Consider the following 12819-nt stretch of genomic DNA (forward strand, 5'->3'; position numbering starts at 1 on the left):
TTTGAGAGTGAGTATAAATTTCTATCATTCTATCTAGTATTTGCACTGTATTATGTAGTTGCTACTAAAATTGATGTGAATTTTTAAAATTAGAGGTTTCTTTTAATGAAACCTCTAAAAAGACAACTAAATTTACGTTATAGTAAATTCAATTGCGATAGGAGTGCCTCCATCTAGGACTGCTCCTCCTACAATAGTAGCAGCTGTAGTAGTCACACCAGTAATAGTATCACCTGTTTGAATAACACCATTAATATAAAGTGTTAAAAAGGCATAAGAAGCAGGGAATGTTGTTACAGCACCAGTGTCATCAGTGAAGTCTGTGTTAGCAAAAGTTAAATCTGCACCAGCAGCAGTTCCTGTTGCGGCTGTACTTACAAATCGTCTTCCGGCTATAAAAGGTTTAACGATAGGCATTTATATTCACCCCTTTTTGAGAATTAACTTAGACAAGTTTTTTGAAAGTTTTGTCCTGTATCGTATATTATGCTGTGCTTCTACTAAGAGATACGGCTTGTATACTAGTAAATAAGTATAATTATTATGCGTTTTATAAGTTAGGTTCTTATAAGTAATTAAGTGGTTAAGGTTGGATTTTGTATATGGTATGTTTATGTTAAAAAAGAGAGCTCTTTTAGAAAGAGCTCTTAATCAAATTATTATCTTAGTGTTGGAGGGAAACTGGCGGCCTCAGTGACAGATGGTAGAAATAATTTACGTGGTATTGTAATAAATTCAAGCGCAATTTGCTTTGGATAAAAAAGTATTTGAGTTAAATCTAGAGAATGTATTAATAGTATCATGAAGCTTGTAAGAATGATAAAACTACCCCAAAAGAAACTTTTTGAAGTGTTGCGGAAATCTTTTATTAAAGAAAAGAATGAAAAAAATGCGGTAACAATGAGAATAAAAAATTTATACTTATCAGCCATTGTGATCCTCCTAAAGAACAGTAATTTATATTATACCGTATTTTTCAATATTATTATAAAAAGATTTTAAAGTGAATAATAAGAAAAAAATAAAGCCATAACTTCAAACATTAGTTTAGGTTCTATTGTTTGAAGTTTTTGTTTTAGAAGGTATATAATCTGAAATTGAAAATTTTCCAAATGAATTACGATTTTTTATTTCTGATCCAACATCAAGTGCTTAATGAAATGGTATGAAAGATTATAGGCTAGTGATACGAGATTAAATAAGAGGAATTTGCGTGCTGCAAGCGTCCTAGCTCAGATTTCTACTAGAGAAAAGTATTTAGTTGGAGTTGGTATGTTAATAAAAAACGGATGGATGACGAAACTAAATATTCATGACATTAAGGACAAAGATCAGGAAATATAATTTGGTATTCTGGGAATAACCGGAGATCCGTAGTTAAGGTTGCATAGTATTTGTATTTTTTTTCTAATTTTTCAATTGTTGTTAAGTGATGAGAACCTAATCCGCGTCGTACACTATGTTGAGAAAGAGTCGGCCCAATTTGTAATTTTCGTTTTTTCATTGCATCGTTCCATGGACTATAAAAAAATTTAAAAATAAAAGCAGGTTCCATGTAAATGCTATAAGGATAATGCGAACCATGTCTCCCGACTCTATAGTTCCCGTGCGAATTATTGTGAATTAATCTACCGTTAAGATATAGTTGGTTTGGATTAGGTTGAATTATTATGCCGTGATAACGTTGTTTAACAAGCGGAGAGCTATATCTTGGATTAGTGTAGCCATGAGTCGGTTCATCAATCATCATAATCATTCTTATTGAAAACATATTGCCGCTCATAGTGTTAAGTGATTTGAAAAATTGTTCTTTATTATAACAGCACAGGAATTCTGTCGTATTCAATACCATTTTCCATCCTGTAATTTCTCTTTCAATTTCCATAACTTCTTGATCAACTAAATAAGCATCAAATTCGAGTGATTTTGAGTTTCGTATTTCCCAATTAGGAGCGAATGTTTTACAGATTTCAACTGAACGATCAGTGGATCCACGGTTAATAAGAATGCCATGATCAAATAGCTTTGTATGGTGCATTAACCACCATGGAAGTAAATATTCTTCATTGTAAAAATGAGAAATTAAAGTAGTCTTAATCAAAATCACCTCCGTATTTAACCTGCTTCTTATTTAATATGATATGGAAGGAAACCTATTGTTAGAAGGTTTCCTCTTAAAAGTTTTAAACCACATAGGGTATGTGGATGGATTAGTATATAAAGTAGTCTGATTGATAAAGAGTGGTATTAAAAAGTACAAAATCTAAAATGAGCATCGAATTAGTGTATAACGATTGAAACGGCACTGAAAACTAATAAAACAGCCATAATGATGTTGAATAATTGGTTATGTTTTACTAATAATTTTTGGAATATTGAACCAAATAAACTCCAACTAAATGTACTCAGTAAACCGACTATACCTAGAAATAATGAGAAAAGCAGAAAACTTGAATATGAATTGTAGTAGGGGAGTATAAAAGTAGAGACTACTGTGAGTCCGAATAATATTCCTTTTGGATTAACAAATTGAATGAAAATACCCACTGTAAATAAGTTTTTATTATTTTTTTCATTGTGATCTGCACCGCCTTTACTAGTAATTATTTTAAAGGCTAAATATAGCATATACGCGACACCTAAAATTTTTAAAGGAAATTCAATTATAGGGATAATATTAATTAATACAATATTAAAGAAACTGCATAAAGAAGTGAGGATGAAAAAACCGAATGCTACTCCAAAGCAAAAGTTTATGCTTCTCTTTAATCCATGTTGATTTGCGTATGTCATAGCTAAGAAATTGTTGGGACCAGGTGTGAAGCTACTTATAAATACAAATAACAAAAAAGAAAATATAGGCATTTCAAAACCCCCTATTTTTTGTGTGTTATAATGACCAAAAAGAACAATATAACGTGTGCTTTTTATTATACATAACGGTCGTTATATTGTATACAGTGTAGGAGTGTTTTTTATGGAAGAAATTCAACTTATTCTGGCAAAAAATTTAAAATCAATACGTGAAAAAGAAAAATTAAGTTTAGAAAAGGTCTCTCAATTAACAGGTGTAAGTAAAACAATGATTGGACAGATAGAAAGAGGAGATTCAAGCCCGACACTAACAACAATATGGAAAATTGCTAATGGTTTGAAAGTATCATTTACCTCTTTAATTAATAATCCACAGCCTGATACGAAAGTAGTTTTACGAAATGATGTTCAAGTATTGTCTGAAGACAATGGGAGATATAAGGTGTATCCCTCATTTCCTTTTCGAGATGATAGGAATTTTGAAATCTATATGGTTGAAATTGATACAGAAGGGAAATTAAGTTCAGAAGCGCATAAAGAAGGAACAGAAGAGTTTATAACGGTATTTGAAGGGAAATTGACAATTGACATAAACGATTGTCAATATACGTTAAATAATGGAGACTCAATTCGCTTTAAGGCGGATAGACCGCATACTTATACTAATTCAGGAAGAACATTAACGCGGTTAAGTATGACTATTTATTATCCAGCTTTATAAGCTGGCAATAATATAAAGAGTAAATGTGTATTGTTAAAACCATCTATAAGAGATGGTTTTATTTTTTTGAATATAAAAAAAGACACTCAATTGAGTGTCAATATAGTATTGCTCTCGCGTATAGGATTGGAGATGTTCCTCAAATACATATTGAGATGGTCTGTAAAGAAGAAACGATCTTCATCTTTAATGTAACACCGACATGGGGGAAGTGTAAATTGATAATATATATACGGAAAATTTAGTATAGATGTTTTCTACTATGGATATAGTACAATTTATTTTTATTACGTCATCACTCTCGTAATATTTACCAATTGAGTATTTAGATTGTTTATTATAAAAAGAATGAATCATTTTTTAATCAATTCGTATAATTGTAAGAGAGGCACCTGTTGATCCACCTCCAACTAAATTCACGACAGATAATATACCAAATAATTGTAGTGAAATTGTATTACCAGCATTTAAATTAGTAATTAAATTATTACTATAATTTGAAGTTGATAAAGCGGGAGAAAAAATAGAGCCAGGAATTGGCGTAGAAGCGTTTAATAGTAGTCTAGTTCCAGCAAGTAGAGCGGTTGTCGTATTAACTTGATAGGTTAAATGATATCTTCCAGTTACAGGAATTGTAAATACGTCATTTGAAGCGTTAACTGTAAAATTACCAAGACTTTGGTTATTTGAAAGTGGAATGTTTGTTCCTCCTAATATGACTGAAACAGGACCACCTGATGTATTATTAGCGAACATAGAGTTTGTTGTAACGATAGACCCAGTACTTCCGGTAGGCCCAGTACTTCCGGTAGGCCCAGTACTTCCGGTAGATCCAGTACTCCCGGTAAGCCCAGTACTTCCAGTAGGCCCCGTAGGTCCAGTAAGCCTGTAAGGGAAAATAATGTCAAGGGCCATTGACATTATTTCTTTTTTTCTAATTTCATTATTATCTTGAATATAAATCACCTCATCTTTTTAAATAAGAATGTAATAGATTTAGTACTTTTTAAATAGAATGATTAATTTATTATATTAATTAAAGCGGTTATAGCAACGGTAAAATGTTTAATATATGTAATAATTCTTTGGGAAGAAAAAAGAGAATAGTTATAAAGTTATTCTTTAATGATAGGGTCATAATGATGTGTATGAATTAAAAAACATGTGGAATGAGGTATTAAATTGAAACGCAATGACAATTTATCATTGAATAAGGGGATGATAGGCCCAGAAAATATTGGACCTACATTTCCGATTCTTCCACCAATTTATATTCCAACCGGAGCAACAGGCCCGACTGGAATAACGGGGCCGACCGGAGAAACGGGGCCGCCCGGAATAACGGGGCCGACTGGAATAACGGGGCCGCCTGGAATAACGGGGCCGCCCGGAATAACGGGAGCAACCGGAATAACGGGGCCGCCTGGAATAACGGGGCCGCCCGGAATAACGGGGCCGACTGGAATAACGGGGCCGCCCGGAATAACGGGAGCAACCGGAATAACGGGGCCGCCCGGAATAACGGGAGCAACCGGAGTAACCGGGCTAACCGGAATAACGGGACCGCCCGGAATAACGGGAGCAACCGGAATAACGGGGCCGCCCGGAATAACAGGAGCAACCGGAATAACGGGGCCGCCCGGAATAACGGGGCCGCCCGGAATAACGGGAGCAACCGGAATAACGGGAGCAACCGGAATAACGGGACCAATCGGAATAACGGGCCCGCCCGGAATAACGGGAGCAACCGGAATAATGGGACCAACTGGAGTAACCGGGCTAACCGGAGCAACGGGACCAATCGGAATAACAGGACCAATCGGAATAACAGGACCAACCGGAGTAACCGGGCTAACCGGAGCAACGGGCCCGACCGGAGCAACAGGTCCAACTGGAGTAACTGGAGCAACAGGTCCTACCGGGGGTATTGGTCCTATAACAACCACCAATTTGTTATATTACACTTTTGCGGATGGAGAGAAGCTTATATATACAGATGCTGACGGGATACCTCAATATGGTACAACGAATATTTTGTCTCCCAGTGAAGTTTCTTATATTAATTTGTTTGTTAACGGAATACTGCAACCACAACCATTATATGAAGTGAGTGCTGGTAAATTAACTTTATTGGATACGCAACCACCATCGCAAGGATCTTCAATTATATTACAATTTATCATTATTAATTAAAAGGACAGATCCTTAATGAAAAGGAATCTGTCCTTTTTGTTTTATATTTAAATAGTTAAAATTAAGTAAAGGTACATTCAATTTCTAGCTGTCATAAATGGTTGAATGATAGGGATTTTAACTTCAATCCTTTTCATAGTGTATTGGAATAAAATATAGAATGAATTTTTTAATATATTTTATATGAGAGTTCTCTATAATACAAACGGCTTCATGTTTAAAAAGAGAACACAATCTTAGTAAAGAAATAATGTAAATTTATATGTAAAAAATGGCACCGTTAATTGTTGAGTACATTCAAATTAATATGTGTCTTTGAACCTAAGAGATAAATGCGGAAAAATAAAATAAACTCTTAAGTTTAGGTATTTAATCTAAGCAGTCAATTATTAAAAACATATAATTAATATGTGAGTCATGAACATAATTAAATGACGTTTTCAAGTTTGATTATCATTCATGTTTCCTATTTTAAGAGAAACATATAACTCAACTACTTTTTTCAATGGCATCTTTTATAGTACTTAGAATAGGAAAACACTCAACTATAAGAAAAGTAAGGAGGAAATAAATGAAACATAATGATTGTTTTGATCATAATAACTGCAATCCGATTGTTTTTTCAGCAGATTGTTGTAAAAATCCACAGTCAGTTCCTATTACTAGGGAACAATTAAGTCAATTAATTACTTTACTAAACTCATTAGTATCAGCTATTTCAGCATTTTTTGCAAATCCAAGTAATGCAAACAGATTAGTGTTACTCGATTTATTTAATCAATTTTTAATTTTCTTAAATTCCTTATTACCTTCCCCAGAAGTTAATTTTTTGAAACAATTAACTCAAAGTATTATAGTTTTATTACAATCTCCAGCACCTAATTTAGGACAATTGTCAACATTATTGCAACAATTTTATAGCGCCCTTGCACAATTCTTCTTCGCTTTAGATCTTATCCCTATATCCTGCAACTCAAATGTTGATTCTGCAACTTTACAACTTCTTTTTAATTTATTAATTCAATTAATCAATGCTACTCCAGGGGCGACAGGTCCAACAGGTCCAACAGGTCCAACAGGTCCAACAGGTCCAACGGGCCCAGCAGGAACCGGAGCAGGTCCAACGGGAGCAACGGGAGCAACAGGAGCAACAGGCCCAACAGGAGCGACAGGTCCAGCAGGTACTGGTGGAGCAACAGGAGCAACAGGAGCAACAGGAGTAACAGGAGCAACAGGGGCAACAGGAGCAACAGGTCCAACAGGTCCAACAGGGGCAACAGGTCCAACAGGGGCAACAGGAGCAACAGGAGCAACAGGTCCAACAGGAGCAACAGGTCCAACAGGGGCAACGGGCTTAACAGGAGCAACTGGTGCAGCTGGTGGCGGAGCTATTATTCCATTTGCTTCAGGTACAACACCATCTGCGTTAGTTAACGCGTTAGTAGCTAATACAGGAACTCTTCTTGGATTTGGATTTAGTCAGCCTGGTGTAGCATTAACAGGTGGAACTAGTATCACATTAGCATTAGGTGTAGGTGATTATGCATTTGTAGCACCACGTGCAGGAACTATCACGTCATTAGCAGGTTTCTTTAGTGCAACAGCTGCATTAGCTCCAATATCACCTGTTCAAGTGCAAATACAAATATTAACTGCACCTGCAGCAAGCAATACGTTTACAGTACAAGGCGCACCTCTTTTATTAACACCAGCATTTGCCGCAATAGCGATTGGTTCTACAGCATCAGGTATCATAGCTGAAGCTATTCCAGTAGCTGCTGGAGATAAAATACTACTGTATGTTTCATTAACAGCAGCAAGTCCAATAGCTGCAGTTGCTGGATTTGTAAGTGCAGGTATTAATATCGTTTAATTTGTTACAATGTTTAGTAGGAAATTAAACAGGGGTTTGTATATAGTCCTTCCTAATAAATTTAGGAAGGACTATATTTTTTGGGGAAATAAGTAATAAATCAATTGAACAATTACTCTTTGTTAAGTTCGTATAAAAAAGTATAATTTACCCTTTCTCATTTTAGTAATAAGTTATGTAACTTTAAAAATTTCCGGTCAGTAAAAAAAGATGAATTCTTTTAAAAAAGAATTCATCCATAAAATAAACTATTTATTTTTATTACAGTTACATCCTTTTTTCTTTACATAGCCTTGCTCGGCTAATTCTCTTTGCGATTGGGAATTGGAAGATTGAGAATTGGAAGATTGAGAGGATGCTGAAGAGCTACTATTTTTATTATAAGAGTAGTTTTTTCGATAGTTATAATTACTCATAGTACTATCACCTCCAATTTAATATATAAATATTATATGTATGTACACTATCAACTGTTACTATTTTTAATAGGAAGAGAAGATACAATAAAAAAATCTCCTTGGTATTTTCCTAGGAGATAAATGATGATTCTTTTGAAAATTTACAAATTAATAGCCCCAGTAAAGAGGAAAGTAATAAGAATCTTGGTGATACAGATTATGTTTTTGAGCGAGGGGCTGGGTTGGATAATTTTTCATTTCACGGTTTTGATTGCAGTTTGCCGGAGGACCAATTACAGTAGTTGATTGAATAGGGGAAACCGCTTGTTTCCATTGTTGTTCATTGAGACAGTAAGTATGGGCCATCATATGAGCTGGAGTTAACCTTAAAATGTCAGAACCGAAAATAACTTCTGGAGTTGGAGCATTGAAAATAGCTAATAAATGAGTATTATTTGCTGTAGCAATTTCGTAATGCCACCACGCTTGTGGAATGTTGGCAACTTGCCCGGGTTTTATCGGTAAGTTTAATATTTGATTCGTAAATGGATTAAGTAAAGAAACAACAGCAGACCCTGAAATACAATAAACAAGTTCAGCTGCATTTTGATGAATATGTGGTTCTACAACATTTCCTGTACTTAAATAAATATCTAATAAAGAAGTATTTTCTAAAGTATTTAATTGTTTAATACCAAGTACATTTATATAATTTTGGGCATCTTTCCGAAAAAAATTACTTTTATTTACATCATAAGTAAAATTGGTTGTGGGGGAGGTATAGTCGATGTTGGCAGTCAATTGTATTACCCGCCTTTCTATAGGTAAGTTAGGTTACAAAATTAGGATATGTGTCTAGTCTTTGTTTTGTGCTGTTGTTGGTAGCTTAATAAATTCACTTATTCCATAAAGAATAAGGTGTTAAGACCAAACTATATTCGTATTCCCATTCATACTTTGGATTGATGGAAAAAAGTAATGAAAATGTTAATTTAAAATTACATCAATCATTTATAAGGAGTGAATGTTCATGTCATTTAGTGAAATGATTAGAAATGAAGTACTCAGCTGGGCGGGTGTTTCTGAAAAACCGCATCGATTTGGTGGTATTGAAATAAATTATGGCAAGAAAGAACTTGGCCATCTTCATGGTGATAAATTAGCTGATTTACCATTTCCGAAGTTAAAGCGAGATGAATTAGTGAAGCAAGGCTTGGTAAAACCACATCACGTATTACCTGAATCAGGATGGATCAGTTATTATTTAAAGAGTGAAGAGGATATTCCATTTGCAATTGAGTTATTTCGTATGCAATATGATCGAATTAAAAAGTAATGAAATAAAGTAGGATAATAAAAATTTATTTTTATGTCACATCCCTCCTTAATCGTTCGTCTTGTATGTAGAACGATTAAGGAGGGATTTTATTATGAATACATTTGATATAGCAATTGTTGGCGGTGGGCTTGCTGGATTAACAGCATCTATATATTTAGCGAAAGCTGGAAGGAAAGTGATTGTATTAGAAAAGTCCAGTCAATTCGGTGGCCGAGGGATGACTACAAATAAAAATGGAATCTGCATGAATCTTGGTGCACATGCTTTATATAGAGGCGGGGCAGCGTTTATAACTTTTAATGAGCTTGGTATGACTCTTCCAGGTGGAATACCATCTACAAAAGCACATGGAATATGGAAAGGGGATATATTCACTATCCCAACAGATTTTTACTCAATTTTATCAACACCACTACTTTCTTGGTCTGCAAAAGTACAATTCTCACGTCTTATGATTCGTTTAGGAAATTTAGATGTAGGAGAAGTTCCGAAAATGAGTCTAACTACATGGGCAGAAAATGAAATAAAAGATCCAATGGTTCGCAATATATTTTATGCGCTATGCCGAACAACAACATATACGTTTGCTCCTACAATACAATTAGCATCATCTGTACTAAAGCAAATACAGCTTTCTATAAAAGAGGGAGTGCTTTATGTAGATGGTGGTTGGGAGACGATAATAACAAAATTAAGAGCTATAGCGAATGATATCGGGGTGCAGTTTTTGGCTAAAAAGCATGTTGTGGAAATTGAGCATTCCGAAGGTAAACAAAGAATACATTGTGTTGATGATGAGGTTTTTGAAGTAGGCGCAGTCATCGTGACGACTCCGCCGAAAGAAGCTTGTAAAATAATAAAAGGTGCAGAAGGAACAAGTCTGCATAGATGGAGTGAACAATCGGTACCGGTTACTGTTGCTGCATTAGATATTGGCTTGAGACAATTACCCAATCCTACACATCAATTTGTATTAGGATTAGATCAACCTATATTTTTCACAAATCAATCGAGAGCAGCTAAATTAAGTGAAGATGGATCAATTGTAGTGAGTCTAATTAAGTACTATAATCCTGTACTCGAGATGAATCATATTCGTGATGATAAAGAACAGTTGGAAAGTACGATGGAGTTGTTACATCCAAATTGGAAAAGAGAAGTTGTTGCACAGCAATATTTACCGAAAATAACAGTAGTACATGATTTTCCTCATATTGACCGTGTTGAAAAAGCGGGCCCTAATATACCTGAAATGCCAGGTGTTTATGTTGCAGGAGATTGGGCAGGGCATGATGAAATATTAGCTGATGCTGCGGTAGCAAGCGGGAAACGTGCAGCGTTACACATTTTAAAGCAATATGAAAGTGAGGCAGTTCATCATGGAAACGGAGCAGTTATATGAAGCGTATCAACTATTATTATTTTCGTTAGCATACAGAATCCTTGGGAGTGTTATGGATGCTGAGGATATCGTTCAGGATGTATTTATCTCGCTAAATAATATAGAAGATCTTCAATCTATAGAAAATATGAAAGCATATTTATGTAAGATGACGACAAATCGTTCAATTGATAAATTACGATCGGCAGCGCATAAACGTAACGTGTATGTAGGGATGTGGTTGCCAGAGCCAATTGTAGAAGAGAGTGATGAGCCATCAAAGTCATTTATAATGAAAGAATCCCTTTCCACCGCATATTTATTACTTTTACAACAATTATCTGAGGTAGAAAGGATTGTTTTCATATTAAGAGAGGTTTTCAGTTATGAATACGAAGAAATAGCTTCAATTGTTGATAAGAGTAGTGTGAACTGCAGGAAGATCTTTCAACGTGCACGAAAAAGCATGTTGGAGAAACCGAAGCAATCAAAATTAAGCACGGAGAAAATGGCTTCTTATATTGAAAAGTTTGTATCATCATTACAGTGTGGGGATGCGGAAGGTATGTTAGAAGTATTAAAAACAGATGCTATACTCAAAGCTGATGGTGGTGGTAAAGTTACGACTGCGATTAACCCGATTTATTCTGCGGATCGAATTATACGTTTGTTCTTTGGGATTGCACAACGATTGACAGAAGAGTACACTGTTGATTTCAAAATGGTCAATGGTATACCAGGAGTTATAGTTACAATAAACAATAAAGTAACTTATGTTCTTTCGTTTGCATTTGAGGATGAGAAAATTTCAAATATTTATATGATGGTTAACCCTGAAAAACTTATGCATTTAAATGTAAAAATATAAAAAAGCGCATTTCTTCAGAAATGCGTTTTTCATTATTTTTCCAACATTTCAAGAGGTACATCTTTTTCGCCAGCTACCTCAAATTTAATTTCCCCGTCTTCTTCATAAATACGTGTAATAATCGGTATAGTAATCATTAATTTTTTATGCTGCTTTCGTTTTCGAGCAGCATCTAAGCTAATCACGTTCATTTGTAAGCATCCTTTCTTCTGGAAATATATAAACAAAGAAAATGCGTCCGAAAAGGGCGCTTAATTGAATTTGAAATACCGATTCATTTAAATGGGGTTTATATAATTTAATAACTGCAATTTTAATATGAAATAATATGAATGGAATAATTGCACGTAGAAATTAACTTTACCAAAAAACGAAACAATATGCTATAAAAAAATTCAAATCTTTGTCATATAATAGGAAAAAGGTCTTTGTTTCGCATATAATGAAAGTAGACGGGCAGCAAGAGCTTTTTCATCATATTGCTTTGGAAAGGCGATGAAAAAAATGGATACGTTAGATTCATTATTATTTCAACTTGAACAATATGGAGAAGAGCATGATCGAAATAAAAAAACACGGGAAGAAAAATTACGGAATATTACTCGTGAGATGGGGCAATTTTTATCAATTTTAGTAAAAGGGTGTAGCGCAAAAAACATTTTAGAAATCGGAACTTCTAATGGCTATTCTACATTGTGGTTAGCTAATGCGGTAGAAGAAACAAATGGAAATGTAACAACTGTAGAGCTTTCTTCAGAACGAGTTGGAGAGGCACTTGTCAATTTTGAAAAGGCAAACCTTTTACAAAGGATTGATGTTCATAATCAAGAAGCAGGGGCATTTTTAGATGCGCAATTAGATCATTCATTTGATTTTATTTTCCTAGATTCAGAGCGTACGCAATACATGTGGTGGCTTGAGCATATAAAACGCATTTTACAACCAAAGGGTTTTCTTGTTGTTGATAACGCAACCTCTCATGCAAATGAATTAGCCGAGTTTAAAAAAATGATAGAAGAAGATGAAATGTTTGAAACGGTGTTATTGGCATTTCAAAATGGAGCATTCGTAGCGCGCAAGAAGAAATAGGAGTGAGCGCAATATAATTATCACATTGAAAAAGGGTGTATGTCAAAAGATTGAGTACAGAAGGATAGAAGAACATAATTTATATACGTAACATACGAAGAATCCGCCTTCAGCATGTCGTTCTCTAGGTCTTAAGTCTGAGG

Annotated in this window: 15 protein-coding genes; 7 read left to right on the forward strand and 8 right to left on the reverse strand. The window is 34.7% G+C overall.

Annotated elements, in window-relative coordinates; translation table 11 throughout:
- Positions 1-132 precede the first annotated feature (132 nt).
- The 4 genes from NST90_RS11795 to NST90_RS11810 all read right to left on the reverse strand — a co-directional run bounded on the left by NST90_RS11795 (position 133) and on the right by NST90_RS11810 (position 2865).
- Entirely contained in the window at positions 133-417 is a 285-nt protein-coding gene (locus tag NST90_RS11795; protein WP_001123247.1) for a DUF4183 domain-containing protein, read from the reverse strand.
- Between the two features lie 242 nt (positions 418-659).
- Positions 660-932 (reverse strand): hypothetical protein, encoded by a 273-nt coding sequence (locus tag NST90_RS11800; protein WP_044307228.1) that lies wholly within the window; start codon positions 930-932, stop codon positions 660-662.
- Positions 933-1318: 386 nt separating this feature from the next.
- Positions 1319-2101, reverse strand: a complete 783-nt coding sequence (locus NST90_RS11805; protein ID WP_000598284.1) for a glycosyltransferase family 2 protein — start codon at positions 2099-2101, stop codon at positions 1319-1321.
- Between the two features lie 179 nt (positions 2102-2280).
- Positions 2281-2865: a LysE family transporter gene (locus tag NST90_RS11810; RefSeq protein ID WP_016122493.1), complete on the reverse strand. Its 585-nt coding sequence runs from the start codon at positions 2863-2865 to the stop codon at positions 2281-2283.
- Positions 2866-2920: 55 nt separating this feature from the next.
- Here NST90_RS11810 and NST90_RS11815 point away from each other — a divergent pair, with 55 nt between their 5' ends.
- On the forward strand, positions 2921-3535 hold the full coding sequence (locus tag NST90_RS11815; protein WP_116269179.1) for an XRE family transcriptional regulator: 615 nt from the start codon (positions 2921-2923) through the stop codon (positions 3533-3535).
- A 360-nt stretch (positions 3536-3895) separates the two neighbouring features.
- Here the strand turns inward: NST90_RS11815 and NST90_RS11820 are convergent, their stop codons facing one another.
- The gene (locus tag NST90_RS11820; RefSeq protein WP_000639404.1) at positions 3896-4501 is read right to left on the reverse strand and encodes a collagen-like triple helix repeat-containing protein; all 606 of its coding nucleotides are present in this window, start codon (positions 4499-4501) and stop codon (positions 3896-3898) included.
- A gap of 216 nt (positions 4502-4717) precedes the next feature.
- On the opposite strand from NST90_RS11820, the gene NST90_RS11825 reads away from it, so the two are divergent.
- Positions 4718-5728, forward strand: a complete 1011-nt coding sequence (locus tag NST90_RS11825; protein WP_339201473.1) for a DUF4183 domain-containing protein — start codon at positions 4718-4720, stop codon at positions 5726-5728.
- A gap of 571 nt (positions 5729-6299) precedes the next feature.
- The gene (gene exsJ / locus NST90_RS11830; RefSeq protein WP_283748174.1) at positions 6300-7601 is read left to right on the forward strand and encodes an exosporium protein ExsJ; all 1302 of its coding nucleotides are present in this window, start codon (positions 6300-6302) and stop codon (positions 7599-7601) included.
- A 248-nt stretch (positions 7602-7849) separates the two neighbouring features.
- On the opposite strand, the gene NST90_RS11835 is transcribed toward exsJ, so the two are convergent.
- Both NST90_RS11835 and NST90_RS11840 read right to left on the reverse strand, forming a co-directional pair.
- The gene (locus tag NST90_RS11835) at positions 7850-8017 is read right to left on the reverse strand and encodes a hypothetical protein (RefSeq protein WP_016109953.1); all 168 of its coding nucleotides are present in this window, start codon (positions 8015-8017) and stop codon (positions 7850-7852) included.
- Between the two features lie 150 nt (positions 8018-8167).
- Positions 8168-8800, reverse strand: a complete 633-nt coding sequence (locus NST90_RS11840; RefSeq protein WP_044307160.1) for a cupin domain-containing protein — start codon at positions 8798-8800, stop codon at positions 8168-8170.
- Positions 8801-9029: 229 nt separating this feature from the next.
- Here NST90_RS11840 and NST90_RS11845 point away from each other — a divergent pair, with 229 nt between their 5' ends.
- The 3 genes from NST90_RS11845 to NST90_RS11855 all read left to right on the forward strand — a co-directional run bounded on the left by NST90_RS11845 (position 9030) and on the right by NST90_RS11855 (position 11587).
- Positions 9030-9335, forward strand: a complete 306-nt coding sequence (locus NST90_RS11845) for a luciferase family protein (RefSeq protein ID WP_000010319.1) — start codon at positions 9030-9032, stop codon at positions 9333-9335.
- Positions 9336-9429: 94 nt separating this feature from the next.
- On the forward strand, positions 9430-10740 hold the full coding sequence (locus NST90_RS11850) for an FAD-dependent oxidoreductase (RefSeq protein ID WP_044307161.1): 1311 nt from the start codon (positions 9430-9432) through the stop codon (positions 10738-10740).
- Positions 10718-11587 (forward strand): sigma-70 family RNA polymerase sigma factor, encoded by an 870-nt coding sequence (locus NST90_RS11855; RefSeq protein WP_044307162.1) that lies wholly within the window; start codon positions 10718-10720, stop codon positions 11585-11587. The genes NST90_RS11850 and NST90_RS11855 overlap by 23 nt, the downstream gene beginning before the upstream one ends.
- Before the next feature lie 32 nt (positions 11588-11619).
- Here the strand turns inward: NST90_RS11855 and NST90_RS11860 are convergent, their stop codons facing one another.
- Positions 11620-11778 carry a hypothetical protein gene (locus tag NST90_RS11860; RefSeq protein ID WP_001100984.1) on the reverse strand — a complete coding sequence of 53 codons (159 nt, stop codon included), beginning with the start codon at positions 11776-11778 and terminating at the stop codon, positions 11620-11622.
- Positions 11779-12082: 304 nt separating this feature from the next.
- On the opposite strand from NST90_RS11860, the gene NST90_RS11865 reads away from it, so the two are divergent.
- Positions 12083-12676, forward strand: a complete 594-nt coding sequence (locus NST90_RS11865) for a class I SAM-dependent methyltransferase (protein WP_002005067.1) — start codon at positions 12083-12085, stop codon at positions 12674-12676.
- Positions 12677-12819 lie beyond the last annotated feature (143 nt).

Origin of the sequence: Bacillus sp. FSL E2-8900 (genome assembly GCF_037966225.1) — a bacterium.
GTDB classification, from domain to species: Bacteria; Bacillota; Bacilli; order Bacillales; family Bacillaceae_G; genus Bacillus_A; species Bacillus_A cereus.

Coding starts and splice junctions, on each gene's coding strand:
- NST90_RS11795 (WP_001123247.1), bottom strand. CDS start 417: ATGCCTATCGTTAAACCTTTTATAGCCGGAAGACGATTTGTAAGTACA.
- NST90_RS11800 (WP_044307228.1), bottom strand. CDS start 932: ATGGCTGATAAGTATAAATTTTTTATTCTCATTGTTACCGCATTTTTT.
- NST90_RS11810 (WP_016122493.1), bottom strand. CDS start 2,865: ATGCCTATATTTTCTTTTTTGTTATTTGTATTTATAAGTAGCTTCACA.
- exsJ (WP_283748174.1), top strand. CDS start 6,300: ATGAAACATAATGATTGTTTTGATCATAATAACTGCAATCCGATTGTT.
- NST90_RS11835 (WP_016109953.1), bottom strand. CDS start 8,017: ATGAGTAATTATAACTATCGAAAAAACTACTCTTATAATAAAAATAGT.
- NST90_RS11845 (WP_000010319.1), top strand. CDS start 9,030: ATGTCATTTAGTGAAATGATTAGAAATGAAGTACTCAGCTGGGCGGGT.
- NST90_RS11850 (WP_044307161.1), top strand. CDS start 9,430: ATGAATACATTTGATATAGCAATTGTTGGCGGTGGGCTTGCTGGATTA.
- NST90_RS11855 (WP_044307162.1), top strand. CDS start 10,718: ATGGAAACGGAGCAGTTATATGAAGCGTATCAACTATTATTATTTTCG.
- NST90_RS11860 (WP_001100984.1), bottom strand. CDS start 11,778: ATGAACGTGATTAGCTTAGATGCTGCTCGAAAACGAAAGCAGCATAAA.
- NST90_RS11865 (WP_002005067.1), top strand. CDS start 12,083: ATGAAAAAAATGGATACGTTAGATTCATTATTATTTCAACTTGAACAA.